Here is a 15,954-nt window from a genome sequence, read left to right as displayed (position 1 = left end):
ATGTCCTCGCGTACTTCGATCATCCCGGCACGAGCAACGGACCCACCGAAGCGAACAACGGGCGCCTCGAGCACCTCTTCTACACTCTGGAATGCGATCAGCCTGTGAGAGGAGGAGAGTCATTGGTCCTGTCTTGCTTTCGACAACAAGGAGAGGGTGCCGGCCTCACGCGGGCACCCTCTCCTTGTTCCTGGCGCTTTACATGCCCCAGTCTTCGGTACCGTCCGGGCGCTCCTGTGTGAAGCCCAGATGGCGCCAATTCGCTATCCCAAAGTGAGTGCTGTCTGTTCGATACAGGCTGCCGTCAGTGGTGTTGGAGATCCATGCGGTTAGGGCGGAGAGGCCATCGTGCCGCGTGGGCTGCCAGGCCACCACAGGTGCGTAGTAGCGTTGCTTTGACGACTCAGGCTCACTGGTTGAACGGAAGATGGCCCACCAGTTGGACGCTGGCACGGGATCTGCTGGGGGTGAACCAGTGAAGCCGTCTCCGACGACTGAGGTCCAGGAGCCAGGCGCGAAGGCGATGATCGAGCGCTCCGAATCCGTGTCGGGTAGCCCGTCGAGGACACTTCGGTCGTACACCCGAGCGGTCACATGAAGCGTGCCGTCCGCAAGGCTGACAGCTTTCGGCCAGTACATTTTCAAGCCCTCATCGAACGTCTGGTTTTCTACCGACATTCCGAAGAACTCGTGCACGTCACCGGCGGTGGTGACCACTGTAACCCCAGGGTACGGATTGATCGAGACTCCCGGCCCTGCGGCGTCGGCATAGTCTGCGGTTCCGGCCCATCGCTTCTTCATGTTCATTCTTCCCCTTCGGTTTGATGAGATGTGTGGTGGAGATGGGGCGAACGTAGCGAACGCCTCCACGGATTACTGTGTGCGGCGGCTCGAAGTGTTCGTGTGTCCTGCTCCACCAGTGCCTCGTAACGCAACTCGGTCAGGGTGGCGTCCTCGAAGCCGGCCGCGCGCATGCGTTTCAGTCGCCGCAGCTCGTCGAGTGTGGCCTCTTTCATCTCTGAAACCCCTCGCTCACGCTGCCAGGTCGCCAGCGCTCGACCGCCAACGAGGAGGGTTGGCCAGGCGTGCCGTAGAGCGCCCGAGGCGCATCGATACGTCGAGTGCGGCGAACAGGAACTCGGGTCGCGGCTTCCCGGGGCTCGCCGTGGCGAGTAGGCCAATGACGTCCTCAGAGAGGAGGTTGAACGTCGACGAGAGCTGACCGCCGAGGGCGAGCGAGTCGACCTCGCCGCACCATTCGTCAGCGAGCTCCGCGGCGCGAGGGTTGAAATGCGTGGTCGATGCGCGCCGAACGATCGGATCGACGCGCTGGAGGTGCTGCGCGACGTGCGCAACAGAGGCCAGGCGGCGCTCCATCATCGGCCTGCCGCTCGCGCGTCGATCGCGCTCCGCTCCGGAGAAGCTGCCGCGTCATGGGCGGCTTTCGCTGCGGCGTGCGAGCTTCCCCATTTGGCGTCGCGCGCGGGAGAGTGTGGGGCTGCATGCTCGCGCTGAGCTGCGGCGACCACGTATTGCTGCAAGTTGCGGAGGGCCACCACGGCGTCGGTTTCCTCGAGGTCGTGTGTTCCGTCAGGGAGAACCGGGATGTACTCACGATCGGCCGGCTGATGCGATTGCGCGGCGACGATGTGCAGTGCTGACTGCGACGCTGCCGGTCCGCTGTTCGCTGCCGCCGAGACGCGGGCCGCAGTGAAGTGCGCGATGTGATCGGTGTTGACGAGTTCCGTGCGCTCGCCCCAGACCTCCGTGAGTGTGATGTACGCCACCGCTCGCCCCTTTCGTTGAATGTATGGACTTACATTAAGTGTGAGTCCTCTGTGTCAGAAGATGTGTGAGAGGGACCAGTTTTCGCCGTCGAATTTGAGGTCGTACAGCTGCGGCTCGTCGCCACTTCCATCCCGTATTGCGCTGACTTTCCAGAAGGCATCGTCGAGCCTTGCCATCGACCCTGTGCCGTGCCACCAGGGCGGCTTGCGGCGGTAGAAGAGCAGTGGGGGGCGGTGACCACGTACGGGAAGCGCTGCCACCAGAACACCCGAGGTTCGTCATTGCTCAGCTCGACACTGATGGGGTCGTGGACGATTGTGGACATGTGTTCGAGTGTCCCTCATGCTGCTGACATTCGATCACCCGGGCGGGTGATAGCTTTCCCTATCAATCGTTGATAGGGTTGCCTATGAGGTGGGCCGTCTCAGTGCTCGCCGGGAGGTGAGGAGTCCTCATGACCATCACAAACATGCCTCCGGAAGTTGCGGAGCTGAATCAGATGCGCGCCGAGCGTGAAGTGCTCGACCTGGACATACGCCGGAAGCTCAATTTGGTCCGACGCAAGTCCTGGACGCAGCGAGAAATCGCTGACTGGACGCACATCGCGCAGCCTACGCTTCACGGTCTCTACCGCACCGCTGAGAAGGTGGCGGACCCGCTGGAGGGCTTCTCGGGTGCCACCCCAATGGAGATCTGCTTGCGCCACGCGGCCGGCGAGCTCGAGCGGGATCAGCTCGTCGATGAGCTCGCGCGGTTCCCGTACGCCGACATGGATGCGCCGGATGACGTTGACGGTTTGATGGTGAACCCGGCTGGCACTTGGAGCGAGGTGGTGAGCGCGAAGCGACGAGGCCTCATCGACGCTGAGATCTACGCGGCCGTCTTTGAGCGCCTGCACGGCTCGACTGCCGCGTGAGCGATCCAGACGTCGCACGCCACATGGAGCTCGTGCGGGAACTCTCCCGCGAGGTGCTGCACCGAGCTTCCCCGCACTCAACAAAACGCAACCCGGAATGGTGGCGCGGAGACGCACCGACCCCCGCCCGCCAAGCGCTGCACGAACGCATCACGGCCGAGCTCCTCGAAGAGGCGCCCGCGGTGGAGTTCAGCAAATTGGTGCTCGTGATGGCCGGGCCGCCTGGAGCTGGCAAGGGCTCTATTCGCAGGCACATTCTGGGCGAGGACGAGGAGAAGTTTCTCGTCGTCGACGCCGACAAGTTCAAGGAGAAGCTGCTTGAAGCTGCCGTCGCTGATGGCAGCTTCGATGCCTGGATCAAGCCCCAGGAGATTCGCGAGCTCGAAGCGCGTGGTGAGGTGTTCTACCCGTTGGAGTTCGCGGCGCTCGTGCACGAGGAATCCAGTTACCTCGCCACGCAGCTGCGCGACGATGAGATGGAACGCGGCACCAACATTGTGATCGACACAGTTCTGGCTGACCCCGCCAAGGCGGTCGCGCTCGGAGAGCAGCTGGAGGCCGCCGGCTACGGCGTGCGCGTCGTCGATGTCGAGGTGTCGTACGAGGTATCAGAGGCGCGCATCCGCCAGCGGTGGGAAGAGCGGTATACCGAGGCGGTCGCCGGGAAGGACGTGCTGGGTGGTCGCTGGGTCCCCAGTACCTACGCGCGCGAGGTCTACGCCGGCCCGGGGTGCTCGTCCATGCCCCGAGAGAGCGCACGCAGACTGGCGGAGGAATGCCAAGCGGTCACGCACTACCGCGTGTACTTCACCTCGCCTGAGGAGGCGAAGAAGGTGAAAGCAGTGCCGACCCTTGAAGTCAATCAGGCGCGCAACATGTCTGATGAGGTGCCCCGCGCGCTCCGCGACGTCGCACCTTCGAAGCAGTCGCCGGCTCGACCGACCAAGCCTGCGGCGCCAGCGCCGCCACCGCGACGTGCGCTGCCCACAGAGCGCTCCGCAGGTCCCGAGCGCGGCTGAGTCGGTTCGCCGAGTTCGACAGAGAATCTCCCCCGGTTGATAGCTCAACCGGGGGAGATTCTCTTCGCCGTGTCGTGCCTATCAGCGCTCCAGGCGCTCCTTCGTGGGGGGAGGGCTGCACTCGAGCCTGGTTGTGTGCCGACGCGACGGCGGCATCACCGCGACTGGGCCTCGCGGCCGCCGCCAGCGGCGCGTTCGTGAAGTTGGCGGCGCGAAGCCGGCTGATGCGGTCCAGTGTCTCGTCGCGCGCTACGGTGGGGCTCGGTTCGGCAGGGCTTGGGGCGTACGCTTTCACCATCTGCGCAAGCGCTGGCTGGAGGTGTTCCACGAGGCGATTCACGTCCTCATTGCTGAGGTAGAGCCGGTCGCGGAGGCCACCCAGCTCGCGCGCTTCAACTGCCCGCTCGTTTCCGCTGAGGTCGAAATTCACGACTTCGAGACGGCCTTGCTCTGCACCGTTCAGACTCACCTGAAGCACGACGGGCGGCGGCGTGTTGTCGGCCTCGAACGGTGGGACGCGCTGCACCTCGACGCGCGCTTGCAACCCGTTCGCGCCGCTGTTCATGTACGGCTGATCGAACGCGAGGTCATCGCCCAGGGACGGGATCTTGTAGACCTCGGCAATCGCCTCGTCCACGACGTTGGATGGCATGACCACCTCGGGTGATGCGCTCACTGAGGTTGCGACGTTGGCTTGCTTAGCCCACCGCATCAGATCTTCTGATTGTGCGAGCGTCCACCCCGCCCCTTCGTGCGCCTGATCGCTGACCTCGACGCCAAACGCGGCGGTGCCATCGCCCTTCTGGCAGCACCGCTGCTCGCCGTCGGGTTGCTGTTCCCGCTCATGCTCACGAGCTCGTCCACGATGGACACCTGCAACCCCACCGCAGGCAGCGCCTCCAGCGTCACCATCGACCCGTCCAGCATCCCCAACGTCACCATCGACGACTTCGGCCCCGATCGCCTCATCAATGCCGCCTACATCGTGCAGGCCGGCAAGGCACTCGGCCTCGGCGCGCGCGACCAGACCATCGGCGTCATGACCGCCATCGGTGAGTCCTCACTGGAGGTCAAGGACTACGGAGACGCCGTCGGCCCCGACTCACGCGGCCTCTTCCAACAGCGCGGCAACGGCGCCTGGGGCAGCTACGAAGACCGCATGAACCCGACGATCAGCGCCACCAACTTCTTCAAGGCCATGCTCGTCGCCGTCCCCGACGCCGAATGGCAGACCGCTGCCCCAACCCTCGTCGCGCACCGCACCCAGGGCAACGCAGACCCGTACCACTACGAGACGTACTGGGACACCGCCGTCCGCATCGTCGACACCCTCAGCGGGGTCAAGACCGGCCTCGCGACCGGCACCGGCGGACAAGCGTGCAGCGCCACAGGCACCCTGCCGGGGCAAGTCAGCAAGGACGGATGGGCCAAGCCCGCCGACGGTCCCAACACTGACGGATACGGCCCCCGCAGCTGCGACGGATGCTCCTCATTCCACCGCGGCGTCGACCTCGCCCCCGGATGCGACGCACCGATCTGGGCCGCGCAGAAGGGCGTGGTCACCTTCGCCGGCTTCAACAGTGCCGGAAACGGCACCATCAAGCTCGACCACGGCGGCGGCATCGGCACGAACTACCTGCACATGTACGAGAGCGGCATCCTCGTCCGCGAGGGCGACACCGTGAACGCGGGTCAGCAGATCGCCCGCGTCGGCAATACCGGCCAGTCCACCGGGTGCCACCTCCACTTCGCCGTCGTCCAGAACGGCGAACTCATCGACCCCGCGCCCTTCATGGCGCAGTTCGGCATCTCGCTCAACTAGAACAGGAGCACGCTCATGGTGGAACCCACCGCTTGGCCTCGCATCGACGCCGAAACCCGCGACGACGGCACCGGCACCTACGTTATGGAGGGCCGCAAGACCCTGATCCACGCCGCCGATGCCGCAACCGCGACGGCCCAGATCATCGACATGGCCGCCGACACCGCCGCGCAGATCAATCGCGGCGTCACCGTCCACGCGACCCACGGGGACACCACTGTGGAGCTCGCCGTGTACCCCGACAAGACGACGCGACAGATCAGCACAGGCCCGGCCACACCCTCACCCGTGCTCCGCGAGACGCCTGCACCGGCAACGCCACCCGCGCCGATCGCCGCCGCTCCCCAGCCGCCGGCAGCCCCGCAGTACCACGCGCCCACACCGTCACCGGCACCCGTGACCGCGCCGACGCCACGCACATACGGCGCCCTCCCGCCAAGCACACCGCCGACTCACGCGCCCCAGGTGGTGCTGTCGCGGCGCGAGGCACGCACCTCGTTCCTGCAAGCCGAGCAAGCCGAACGCGCCGCGACACGAGGCGTCCGCGGGCTCCTCGCCCGCAGCGGCATTCGTGTCTCGCCCAGCAGCCGCGAGCTCACGGAGCGCACGTACGAGAAGGTCGTCAGCCAGCACTGGGCCGGACCCCGCACGATCGCCGTCGTCAACGGCAAAGGAGGCGCGGGCAAGACCCCCGTAGCCATCAACCTCAGCTCCACGTTCGCGCGCTACGGCGGCGCCGGCGTCCTCGCCTGGGACAACAACCAGACCAGAGGCACCCTCGGATGGCGCACCGAGCAAGGACCGCACGACAAAACGCTCCTGGACCTCCTGCCGGAGGTCGAACGACTCCTCGGCCCCCGCGCCAAGGCGTCGGACCTCACGGCGTTCGTGCACCACCAGACGCGCGACAAGTTCGACGTGCTGCGCTCCAAGCCCATCGCGCTCGCCCAAGACCAGCGCATCACTCCCGACGACGTGGACGCCATTCACCGCGTCGCCTCGAAGTTCTACCGCCTCATCATCATGGACTCCGGTAACGACGAGTCCGACCCGATGTACCGGCGAATGATCCACCACACGGATCAGCTCGTCGTCGCGACGTCGACGCGCGCCGACCACGCCGAAGCCGGCGCACTCCTCCTCGAGGAGCTCACGCGCCAAGGCGGGCGAGCAGAGCACCTGGCACGCCACGCGGTCGTGATCGTCAGCAAGTCCGATCCCCGCGCTTCGTCCAAGGACACCGCGGCAATCGTGCACGGCTACGAAAACCTCGCCCGCGTTGTCGTGGAGGTCCCCTTCGACCCCGCGCTCGTCGACGGACAGATCATCGTCGAGAATCTCCGCCCCGCGACCCGCGCGGCATGGCTCGAAGCCACCGCCGCAGTCGCCGTCGAACTCGGAGATCCCCGACCATGAACGCCGTGCGATCCCGCACGGAGAGCAGCTGGACGACGCTGCGGCACCGCACCGAACCCATCGTGCTCGCCATGGACGTCACCGCCGTCTTCCGCGCCTTCGGCCTCGTCGAGCAAGCACGCGCCCAACGCGAGCAACTGCACGAACAAGCATCGAACGCGCGCGCCGCCGACGTCAACGAGCTCGCCATGCTCGCCCTCCAGATCGCACAGCTCGCCCAAGACGACCAGCGCGACTACCTTGCCGCGTTCCAGCGCGCCGCAGGCACCGTCTTCCGAGAGAACGGCATACTCGCGCCGGTCCACGCCATCGACACCAGCGGCGACACCAGCGGCCTGTTCCAGTACGACAACCCCTTCATCGAACGCCTGGCGCGCTTGGCACGCACACACACGCCCCTCCCGATGACCGGCAGGCCCGCAGGAGCCCATCCTGGTTGCATCGCCGCATGGCTCACTGACGCACACCTCGACTACCGCTCCCGCGCGGTCAGCGCCCGCACGCAGCACCGCGAGGGGCAGGCATGACCATGACCCTCGAACGCCCCCGCGTCACCGTCGCCGTGTGGACGCCGCCACAGCTGCGCGTCGCAGCTGCCCGGCAGATTCAGTTCCGCCCCACTCGTCTCCCTCGCATCGCCTGGGCGCTCGCCAACCCGCGTGTCGACGAGACAGCTGCGAACGCCAGCGCGGCACTCGGCGTTGACGTCACCTACGAAGAGCTCGTAGCAGCGTGCCACTACGGGCAGATCGTCACCGCGATCGGCCAAGCGCTCCGCGCCCGGCCTGGCGGCCAGTCAGGCGTGTTCCTCGTCGTCGTGGACGCCGCATGACCGATCGTGCGTCCTGTTCACGACCACGGCGTGTCCAAACGTTTTCCGTAATGGATATCCGCCATGCTTTCGTCCATGGGACGACCGAGCAAGGGGCACCGAGTGCCGATCATGGCGAAACCTCTCGCACCCCTCGCGGAGGTTATCAAGCAGAAAGCCGACGCGATTGGCCTCAGCTACGGCGAGTACATGACGGCCTTGGCAGCCGACGCACTCGGCATGCCCGAGTACGCCCCGCGCCCGAAAACCACCCACACCCAGCTCAACTTCCCCGAGGAGCCAGCCACGAACGCAGCATAGACAAATGCGAAACCCCCGCCTTTGGCAGGGCGGGGGTTTTCGAAGATGAGGCCTGATCTGACGAGTTTGGCGACCAGCTCAGATCAAGCGGAGCAAGAACCGGGGTGGCACCCGGACCTTATTCGTGCAATCGACTAGAAAGCAGGACGATCATAACAGCCGACTCCGATAACGGAAGTCTCGGCACCCTCAGCGAGTTCTGGGAACTCACTGAGGCGATCAGCCCGAGGCCCACCGTGCGTGTGGCCGCCGCCGACGCCTACGGCACGGTACTCAACGAGTACCGACCAGGCGGCGACCGCCGCGTCAACGACGACGCACCACAACGCCCCTGGGCCGTCTACCTCGCCGGCAACGACCACCGATACCGGCTCCTCGCATTCGACCTCGACGCCAAGACGCCAGACGCCGCGTCCGACGCCGAGCGCGACGCGCTCACCATCGCCGCCACCCTCGCTGACGCCGGCCTCGCCACCGTCATCTGCGCATCCGGCCCCACCGGTGGCCGGCACGTCTGGACCGCACTCCGCGAAAGCGTCGACGCCGACACGATCGCGACGCTGGCACGGCTCCTCCGCCACCTGTGCCCAACCCTCGACCTCGCGCCCCTCACCAATCCCGCCACAGGATGCGTGCGCCCACCCGGCGCCCCGCACCGGGCCGGCGGCAACTCCCGCGTGCTCAGCGGCGACACCGCGGCGCTGTCCGCGCCACGCGGCACCGCACAACAGATCCGCGCCGTCATCGAGAGCCTGGCCGCGCGCATCACCCCGGACTCCGACGCACGCCCGAACACCCCGCACGAAATCCCCGTGGACGCTCACCAGCGCCTGTACCTCCCCGGCCCGCGCCGCCCGCTCCCGCCCGCCAGCGCAGCCGCCCTCGACGAGCACGCCGCTCACGGCGACGCTTCGTCGACGCTCTGGCGCGTGCTCATAGGCGCTGCCGGTGCGCGCTGGCGCCACGCCGACGTCGCCGCCCTCGTCGACCAGCACGCCGGCCTCGAACACCTACGCAGCCGCCGCGAGGGCTCGACCCGCGCCCCACGCAGCTCCGCAGCTGCGGCCGCGATCCTCCGCCGGCAATGGGACAAAGCCGTGCGCTACGTCGCCAACAGCGACCGCAGACGCGGCACCGACCCCACCTTCGACGCACGCGCGGCCGACATCGCCGCGCACGTCAGACTCGTCCAAGAACGTGCCGACGCTGCCGCAGGCCGATGGAGCCGCGGCGGTGGCCCAGCTGACCGCCGCGTCCTCGACGCCCTCAGCATCCTCGCTCTCCAAGCCGTCAACACGGTCCTCGAGGCCGATATCCGCCGCCTCGCGTTGCTCGCCGGCATCGGCCGCGAGACGGCCCGCACGAGCCTGCTCCGCCTCACCGCGGACGGCTGGATCGCGCGCGAAAGTCGGGCCGATGGGCCGCGCGGAGCTCGCTGGACCATTGACCCACAGAGAGTTCTCCACAGGAACCCCGGACTAACCCGGTCACAAGCGGACCCGCGCCCCGGCACCACCCCCGCAGCCGGAGCCGCCCTCCGCCGGCTGCTCCTCGATGAGCTCAGCGCTCGTGCCACCGCCGCCCGCCACGACGTATTCACCTACGGCCGCAGCCTCGGGATCTACGCCGGCAACATCTACGCACGCCTGAAGTCCACGCCCACCCCCACCGCTGCGCTCGCGTCCCGGACAGCTGACGACGCAGCTTCCCTCTCCCTTCCCTTGTACGCCCTCTCCCGGTACGGCTTGGTGCAGGACAGCGCGAGGGGGTGGGTCGCCACGGACCTCGAACGGCGAGATGCTGCCGCTGCCGTCCTCGGTGCCACCGGACGTCTCGATGCCCGCCGAGCTCGATACAACCTCGAGCGCGAGCTTTGGGCGTGGTGGCAGGCAGAGCAGACCTGGATGACGAGCCGGCGCACGCAGAAGCGTCGACGCCACCACCCCACCCAGTTCGCTCTCATTCCTGACGCGCAGCTGAATCGCCATGGAGGCCACCCCCGCCGGCCAGACGGCCGCGCTGACTATCGAGTCGCGCGAACCTACGTGCGGGTCGCGAATGGCGAGATCCCACCGCCTTTGATCGCCCCCGTCGATACGGTCGCCGCAGGCCCGCTGCGCAAGGCATTCGAGCGCGCTGAGAAACGCGCGCGCGTGATCTTCCAGGCCTCGCCTACTCCGTAGCCGCGGCCGACTTTCGGCGCCGCACGCATCGAGCGCGCGACACCGAAGGCGGGCACCCCCTGACCACCTGTGGACGACCGAGCTTCGCCCGGGCTCACTCGCCCACAGGATGGACAGCCGGACCCGCCACCAAGGCACGGTCCCTCGACGGAGCGTCACCAAAGTACGGTCCCCCGACCAGGCGTTTCTCTGCGTAGCCCTCTATTTCAGAGCGACAGAACGTCGACGCGGCTGCCCCGCTCTCCGAACGAAACCGAGCGCGCTGCGCGCGCACAGCGCCTCCCCCAGCACGACCCCGTACCGGGCTCGAGCTTCGGCGCCGCACGCATCGAACGTGCGACACCGAAGACGGGCACCCCCTGACCACCTGTGGACGACCGAGCTTCGCCCGGGCTCACTCGCCCACAGGATGGACAGCCGGACCCACCCGCCAACACGGACTCGTCCTGACCACCGCCGCCACTTCGTCATCCCCGCCTCGATCGGAGATGACTACGCCACGGCCATGGACAGCACGACGCAACCCCATCCCCCCGAGGGCAAGACCGCGCAGCGGGCGCGGCAGCCCTCGTCGCAAACCTCCCCCCCTGGGGAGCGCAACCGCCCCACGCGCAAGGTCCCGTCGCCCGCACGGATCTCGACGCTGCCGCGTCTCCGCCCCCGGTCCATCGCGTCCACGCGCACGACCAGGCGTCACCAAAGTACGCGGCCCTGACCAGGTCTTTTCGCGCTATCGCTCTCAAACAGAGCGGAAAGCGGGCGACCCCGCCGGGTCCCGTCGCCACCGCTCGTCACCCCTAAAGAAACTGGTTCGACGGCCGCAAGCGGCCGACTCTGCCTCGCCACCCCTGCGGGGCGGCGTTTCTTTGCCGGAAGCCTGCGGCAGTCTACGGTCGCTCGGCTCCGCACAAGCCCGCTGCGCGGGCCGGTTCCTCCGAGACTTTCGGCACGCGCTCGCAAGCTCGCTGATTTCGCGCCGAAACTCTCTCCCCCACCGCCCTCCGGGGTTGCTGCTCCGCTGCCGCTCCCTGACAGGCACTACGTGCCTTCCGGCAAAGAAACGCTGAGAGAGATAGGACACACAATGACCACCACAACCGCAGGCACGCTTGAGCACCTCGACCCCAGCACGCTCGTCTTGGAGACGAACGTGCGCACCTCTGCCGCGATCACACCGGAGTTCCTGGCAGACATTGAAGCGCGCGGAGTCCGCACCCCCGTCGAAGCCTGGCGCGACGCATCCGGCACCGTCCACGTCCGCGCGGGCCAGCGCCGCACCACCGCCGCCCAACAACTCGGACTCGCCACGATCCCCGTCTACATCATCGACGCCGCTGACGACGACACCGCATCCCGCATCATCGATCAGCTCAACGAGAACGAACACCGCGCCGCCCTCAACGACGGCGACCGCATCGCCGCCTGGCATCAACTCGAAATGGACGGCCTCACCGTCGCAACCATCGCCAAGCGCGCCGGAGTACCCAAGAACCGCGTTGCCAGCGGCCTCGCCGTCGCTAAGAGCGACACCGGCACGCGCCTGGTGCACGAAGTCGCGCTGACCCTCGACCAGGCATCGGACCTCCTCGAATTCGCGGACGACACCGACCTGGTAGACGAACTCAGCGAGACAGCGGCCACCGACCCGACCCACTTCCCCGTCGCCGTCCAGCAGGCCCGCGACGAGCGGGAGCGGCGAGCGATCATCGAAGCGGCCACCATCGCAGAGGAGGTCAAGGGGCACATCGTTCTCGCGCAGAACGATTGGAGCGAACCTGGCCAGCGCCTGTCCGCGCTTCTCACCGCCGAAGGCGAATTCGTCACCGCCGACGACGTGCAGGGCAAGAAGGGGGTGAGCGTGCGAATCCGCACGACCCGCGACGACGACACCAAGGAGACGACCGCGCAGGTTACGCACTTCATCTCGAACCCCGCCGCGCTCGGCTTCACCATCCGCCCCGGCTACGCAACAACCCCCACAGGGCCGATGACCGACGAGCAGAAGGCCGAGCGCAAGACGCTCATCGCCAACAACAAAGAGTGGCAGGCGGCAGAAACCGTCCGCCTCGAATGGCTCACTACCCTCATGGCGCGCAAGGCCCTCCCGAAGAACGCGGCACGAGTGATCGCGGACGGCCTCACCACCCACCGATTCAGCATCTCCCAGGCCATGAACCACGGCAACAGCGTCGCCGCCACCCTCCTGGGACTCACGAACAGCTACGGCACGAACGTCCTGGCCGACTACCTCGACAAGCACCCAACCCGAGCCGCCCACGTCTCGCTCGCCGTAGTCCTCGGTGGCATCGAGTCCAGCACCAGCAAGAACAGCTGGCGCAACCCGGACGCACGAACGGCCGCGTACCTCGAACTGCTGGCTGGCTGGGGGCACACCCTCTCCCCCGTCGAGCGCATCGCCGCGAAGATGGACACGGAAGCGACCAGTTGACCGCCCGCTCCGCCAGTTATGCCGGTATTACCGGCATAACTGGCGCTCTCCCCCTCGCCCCGGTGGGCCGGGAGCGCAGCGCCGGCGACGGAGGCCGGCGCTGCGCTGCTGGTTCGACGGCTGTGCCGCCTCACGAGCTGGCGGCCGCGAGCGGCCGGCTGCATTCGCCCCTGCGGGGCTCGTTTGTTGCCGGAAGCCTGCGGCAGTCTACGGTCGCTCGGCTCCGCACAAGCCCGCTGCGCGGGCTGCCTCGTCGAGACTTTCGGTACGCGCTCGCAAGCTCGCTGATTTCGCGCCGAAACTCTCTCCTTGCCGCCCTCCGGGTTGATGCTGCGCTGCCGCTCCCTGACAGGCACTACGTGCCTTCCGGCAAAAAACGAGGGGAAGAGAAAGACACATGAACACCACCACTGCACCCGCTGGCTACCGTCCCGCACGCGTCACCATGCACGTCGACGACTACTCCCCCGAGTCCATCCTTCCCGCTTACCTCCCGGCCCCCTGGCGAGGTTGGAACGGGTGGGAGCTGCCCGTCTTCGACCTCGCCACGCTCGCGCGGCACCACGACGCACTGCGCCGCCTGTTCCCTGCCGGAGGACTCGTGCTCACGTTCGACGAGCACGGGCACCCCAGCATCACCGACCCCGACAACCCCGAAGATGGCGACCTTGTGAACCGCACGGAAGACAACCGAGCAACACTCGGCTACGCCAGCTTCACCTGGGAAGAAGTCACCCAAGCCTAATACCGGCATAACAGGTATAACTCGCCGCTTGAACCCCAAGGAACACATGACCAAGCGCACGAACCGAGCCGACGCACTCCCATCCGGGACCCGCGTGACGGCGTGGCGCGGCGGGTACAGCGAGCCGATCCGGGGCCACGTCGTTCGCCACATCGATGCGAACAGTCTCGGACGCAAGCACCCCGCCCACGTCGTCGTGAGGAGTGACCACGGAAGCGAGCGGGCCTACCCGCTGCGCTACACCAACGCGATCGCCACCCGGCCGTGAGGACCCGCCGGTAATGCAGGCATTACCGGCATAACTCGCGGTGAGCGGTCCCTCAATAGCCGACCGCCGCACGTTCGCAGGGCGCGGCGGCTCTCACCAGGTCAGAGACGTCCGCGAGATTAAATGAGCACTGGTGACCCCCAGCTGCCGTCTCGCGCAGCACCGCCGACGGAGGCCGGCGCTGCGCTACTGGTTCGACGGCTGCGCCGTCTCACGAGCTGACGGCCGCAAGCGGCCGGCTCCACCCTCGCACCTACGGTGCGTTTTTACCTGGAAGCCTGCGGCAGTCTACGGTCGCTCGGCTCCGCACAAGCCCGCTGCGCGGGCCGGTTCCTCCGAGACTTTCGGCACGCGCTCGCAAGCTCGCTGATTTCGGGCCAAAACTCTCTCCCCCACCGCCCTCCGGGTTGCTGCTCCGCTGCCGCTCCCTGACAGGCACTACGTGCCTTCCAGGCAAAAACGAGGGAAGAGAGACAGGCACATGTACGGGAACGACGACGAGATCGGCTACGAGAACACCATGTCCGCCGAGGCCTACGCCTGGGGGTGCGCATGCACCTCCTGCCGTACCGAGAGTCGCGACTACATCGAGGGCGAGCGATGCACCGCAACCCGATACGCCGACAGCTTCGCGTAATACCGGCATAACCCGCATTCCCAGTAAACAACGAAAGGACCCAGACATGCTCACCATCACCCACACCCACGAAGACGGAACCCTGATCGGCGGCACCAGCCGAGGCGACGGCACCGGCGACATTCTCAAGCGCTCGGGCTGGCGCTGGGGGCGCAGCATCGGCGCGTGGTTCGTCCCGATGAGCCGCGACCGCCGCCCGAAGCACCACGTCATCAACCGCACCGTCGAGGCCCTCACCGCCGCAGGTTTCGAGGTCATCACCGAGCTCGACGAAACGATCCGCACCACCGCCGAAGTCGAAGCAGGCAAGATCGCCCGCCAGGCGGACCGCGTAGACGCGCTCGCCGCCAAAGCTGAACGCAAAGCCAGCGACGCCGACGCCGCCGAGGCACGCCGCCGCCGCGACCTCGAGCGCCTGCCGGAGGGCGGGGAACCCATCAAGATCGGCCACCACTCCGAACGAGGCCACCGCCGCGCGATCGACCGCGCCTGGTCCAGCCTGGGAAAGAGCGTCGAGGCGGACCGAGCGGCCGACGAGGCCGCGCGCAAGGCCGAGACGGCCTCGCACACCACCGGCGCCCGCTACAACCCCGTGACCGTCGCCAACCGCATCAAGAAGCTCACCGCAGACAAGCGCCGATACGAACGCCAGCTCGTCGAGAAGTTCTGGGACAACTCGACCCCCAGCGTCTACCGAAGCCCGAACGAGGCCGAGACGGAACGCCAAGCACGACGCCTCGCGCCCCTCATCGAGGAAACTGCCGACCAGCTCGCCTACTGGGAAGGCATCCGCGCCGAACAGGTCGCCAGCGGCCAAGCCACCAACTACAGCCGCGAGAACGTCAAGAAGGGCGACCAAGTGAAGATCCGCGGCCACTGGTACACCGTCGCCCGAGCCAACGCTCAAACCGTCGCCGTCGAGACGGAGTACACCTGGACGAGTAAGAGCCCCTGGCCCGAGGTGCAAGCCCACATCACCGCAGAGGCCTACGCCGAAGCCCTCGCTAAGCGCAACGCCGAGTCGGCGCCAGCCGCCTAACCGCCCGCTTCACCAGTTATGCCGGTATTACCGGCATAACTGGTGCTCTCGCCCCCGGCCCCGGTGGGCCGGGAGCGCAGCGCCGGCGACGGAGGCCGGCGCTGCGCTGCTGGTTCGACGGCTGTGCCGCCTCACGAGCTGGCGGCCGCGAGCGGCCGGCTGCATTCGCCCCTGCGGGGCTCGTTTGTTGCCGGAAGCCTGCGGCAGTCTACGGTCGCTCGGCTCCGCACAAGCCCGCTGCGCGGGCTGCCTCGTCGAGACTTTCGGTACGCGCTCGCAAGCTCGCTGATTTCGCGCCGAAACTCTCTCCTTGCCGCCCTCCGGGTTGATGCTGCGCTGCCGCTCCCTGACAGGCACTACGTGCCTTCCGGCAAAAAAACGAGGGGAAGAGAAAGACACATGAACGCTACAGACCGCGAGCCAGTGGCCCAAGCCATGTCGGCCCTGGATGCGCTCGTAAGCGCGCTAGTTGTATTGACCTGGGACGTTGTGAACGCTTGATGGTTTGAGGGAAACGAAAACCTCCGTGAGGATGTGGGT

The 15,954-nt window shown here is 67.2% G+C and carries 17 protein-coding genes; 14 read left to right on the top strand and 3 right to left on the bottom strand.

Features of this window, described 5'->3' with window-relative positions:
* Positions 1-198: 198 nt before the first annotated feature.
* The 3 genes from ACPYN9_RS16990 to ACPYN9_RS16980 form a co-directional block, all read right to left on the bottom strand.
* A complete protein-coding gene (locus ACPYN9_RS16990; protein WP_424468045.1) occupies positions 199-807 on the bottom strand; it encodes a hypothetical protein in 609 nt (202 codons plus the stop codon).
* Between the two features lie 225 nt (positions 808-1,032).
* Positions 1,033-1,380, bottom strand: a complete 348-nt coding sequence (locus ACPYN9_RS16985) for a hypothetical protein (RefSeq protein ID WP_424468043.1) — start codon at positions 1,378-1,380, stop codon at positions 1,033-1,035.
* Positions 1,377-1,787 (bottom strand): hypothetical protein, encoded by a 411-nt coding sequence (locus ACPYN9_RS16980; RefSeq protein WP_424468041.1) that lies wholly within the window; start codon positions 1,785-1,787, stop codon positions 1,377-1,379. Before ACPYN9_RS16980 ends, ACPYN9_RS16985 begins: the two co-directional genes overlap by 4 nt.
* 455 nt (positions 1,788-2,242) lie before the next feature.
* On the opposite strand from ACPYN9_RS16980, the gene ACPYN9_RS16975 reads away from it, so the two are divergent.
* The 14 genes from ACPYN9_RS16975 (at position 2,243) to ACPYN9_RS16910 (ending at position 15,414) form a co-directional block, all read left to right on the top strand.
* The gene (locus tag ACPYN9_RS16975) at positions 2,243-2,704 is read left to right on the top strand and encodes a hypothetical protein (RefSeq protein WP_424468039.1); all 462 of its coding nucleotides are present in this window, start codon (positions 2,243-2,245) and stop codon (positions 2,702-2,704) included.
* Positions 2,701-3,723 carry a zeta toxin family protein gene (locus ACPYN9_RS16970; protein ID WP_424468037.1) on the top strand — a complete coding sequence of 341 codons (1,023 nt, stop codon included), beginning with the start codon at positions 2,701-2,703 and terminating at the stop codon, positions 3,721-3,723. The genes ACPYN9_RS16975 and ACPYN9_RS16970 overlap by 4 nt, the downstream gene beginning before the upstream one ends.
* Positions 3,724-3,856: 133 nt before the next feature.
* Positions 3,857-4,390 (top strand): hypothetical protein, encoded by a 534-nt coding sequence (locus ACPYN9_RS16965; protein ID WP_424468035.1) that lies wholly within the window; start codon positions 3,857-3,859, stop codon positions 4,388-4,390.
* An 84-nt stretch (positions 4,391-4,474) separates the two neighbouring features.
* Positions 4,475-5,545 carry a M23 family metallopeptidase gene (locus tag ACPYN9_RS16960; protein WP_424468033.1) on the top strand — a complete coding sequence of 357 codons (1,071 nt, stop codon included), beginning with the start codon at positions 4,475-4,477 and terminating at the stop codon, positions 5,543-5,545.
* A gap of 15 nt (positions 5,546-5,560) precedes the next feature.
* Positions 5,561-6,961: an AAA family ATPase gene (locus ACPYN9_RS16955; protein WP_424468031.1), complete on the top strand. Its 1,401-nt coding sequence runs from the start codon at positions 5,561-5,563 to the stop codon at positions 6,959-6,961.
* 5 nt (positions 6,962-6,966) lie between these two features.
* Positions 6,967-7,488: a hypothetical protein gene (locus ACPYN9_RS16950; protein WP_424468029.1), complete on the top strand. Its 522-nt coding sequence runs from the start codon at positions 6,967-6,969 to the stop codon at positions 7,486-7,488.
* Positions 7,485-7,793, top strand: coding sequence for a hypothetical protein (locus tag ACPYN9_RS16945; protein ID WP_424468027.1), 309 nt, complete (start codon positions 7,485-7,487; stop codon positions 7,791-7,793). Before ACPYN9_RS16950 ends, ACPYN9_RS16945 begins: the two co-directional genes overlap by 4 nt.
* A gap of 75 nt (positions 7,794-7,868) precedes the next feature.
* A complete protein-coding gene (locus tag ACPYN9_RS16940; RefSeq protein WP_146079031.1) occupies positions 7,869-8,093 on the top strand; it encodes a hypothetical protein in 225 nt (74 codons plus the stop codon).
* Positions 8,094-8,329: 236 nt separating this feature from the next.
* Positions 8,330-10,276: a hypothetical protein gene (locus ACPYN9_RS16935; protein ID WP_424468025.1), complete on the top strand. Its 1,947-nt coding sequence runs from the start codon at positions 8,330-8,332 to the stop codon at positions 10,274-10,276.
* Positions 10,277-11,360: 1,084 nt separating this feature from the next.
* Positions 11,361-12,725, top strand: coding sequence for a ParB/RepB/Spo0J family partition protein (locus ACPYN9_RS16930; RefSeq protein WP_424468023.1), 1,365 nt, complete (start codon positions 11,361-11,363; stop codon positions 12,723-12,725).
* Between the two features lie 397 nt (positions 12,726-13,122).
* Complete coding sequence (locus tag ACPYN9_RS16925) at positions 13,123-13,470, top strand: hypothetical protein (protein WP_424468021.1); 348 nt, start codon at positions 13,123-13,125, stop codon at positions 13,468-13,470.
* Positions 13,471-13,516: 46 nt separating this feature from the next.
* Positions 13,517-13,738 (top strand): hypothetical protein, encoded by a 222-nt coding sequence (locus ACPYN9_RS16920; RefSeq protein ID WP_424468019.1) that lies wholly within the window; start codon positions 13,517-13,519, stop codon positions 13,736-13,738.
* A 481-nt stretch (positions 13,739-14,219) separates the two neighbouring features.
* Positions 14,220-14,375 carry a hypothetical protein gene (locus ACPYN9_RS16915; RefSeq protein ID WP_424468017.1) on the top strand — a complete coding sequence of 52 codons (156 nt, stop codon included), beginning with the start codon at positions 14,220-14,222 and terminating at the stop codon, positions 14,373-14,375.
* Between the two features lie 46 nt (positions 14,376-14,421).
* A complete protein-coding gene (locus tag ACPYN9_RS16910; RefSeq protein ID WP_424468015.1) occupies positions 14,422-15,414 on the top strand; it encodes a DUF3560 domain-containing protein in 993 nt (330 codons plus the stop codon).
* Positions 15,415-15,954: the final 540 nt, after the last annotated feature.

The organism is Pseudoclavibacter helvolus (assembly GCF_049707175.1).
Lineage (GTDB): Bacteria > Actinomycetota > Actinomycetes > Actinomycetales > Microbacteriaceae > Pseudoclavibacter > Pseudoclavibacter helvolus_A.
Note: the sequence above shows the minus strand (reverse complement) of the source record. Positions and strands in the feature narration are given on the sequence as shown.

Bases quoted from the DNA above. Each gene is read 5' to 3' on its own strand.
- ACPYN9_RS16975 (WP_424468039.1), top strand. From the start codon at position 2,243: ATGACCATCACAAACATGCCTCCGGAAGTTGCGGAGCTGAATCAGATG.
- ACPYN9_RS16940 (WP_146079031.1), top strand. From the start codon at position 7,869: ATGGGACGACCGAGCAAGGGGCACCGAGTGCCGATCATGGCGAAACCT.
- ACPYN9_RS16945 (WP_424468027.1), top strand. From the start codon at position 7,485: ATGACCATGACCCTCGAACGCCCCCGCGTCACCGTCGCCGTGTGGACG.
- ACPYN9_RS16915 (WP_424468017.1), top strand. From the start codon at position 14,220: ATGTACGGGAACGACGACGAGATCGGCTACGAGAACACCATGTCCGCC.
- ACPYN9_RS16955 (WP_424468031.1), top strand. From the start codon at position 5,561: ATGGTGGAACCCACCGCTTGGCCTCGCATCGACGCCGAAACCCGCGAC.
- ACPYN9_RS16985 (WP_424468043.1), bottom strand. From the start codon at position 1,380: ATGATGGAGCGCCGCCTGGCCTCTGTTGCGCACGTCGCGCAGCACCTC.
- ACPYN9_RS16920 (WP_424468019.1), top strand. From the start codon at position 13,517: ATGACCAAGCGCACGAACCGAGCCGACGCACTCCCATCCGGGACCCGC.
- ACPYN9_RS16990 (WP_424468045.1), bottom strand. From the start codon at position 807: ATGAACATGAAGAAGCGATGGGCCGGAACCGCAGACTATGCCGACGCC.
- ACPYN9_RS16910 (WP_424468015.1), top strand. From the start codon at position 14,422: ATGCTCACCATCACCCACACCCACGAAGACGGAACCCTGATCGGCGGC.
- ACPYN9_RS16930 (WP_424468023.1), top strand. From the start codon at position 11,361: ATGACCACCACAACCGCAGGCACGCTTGAGCACCTCGACCCCAGCACG.
- ACPYN9_RS16925 (WP_424468021.1), top strand. From the start codon at position 13,123: ATGAACACCACCACTGCACCCGCTGGCTACCGTCCCGCACGCGTCACC.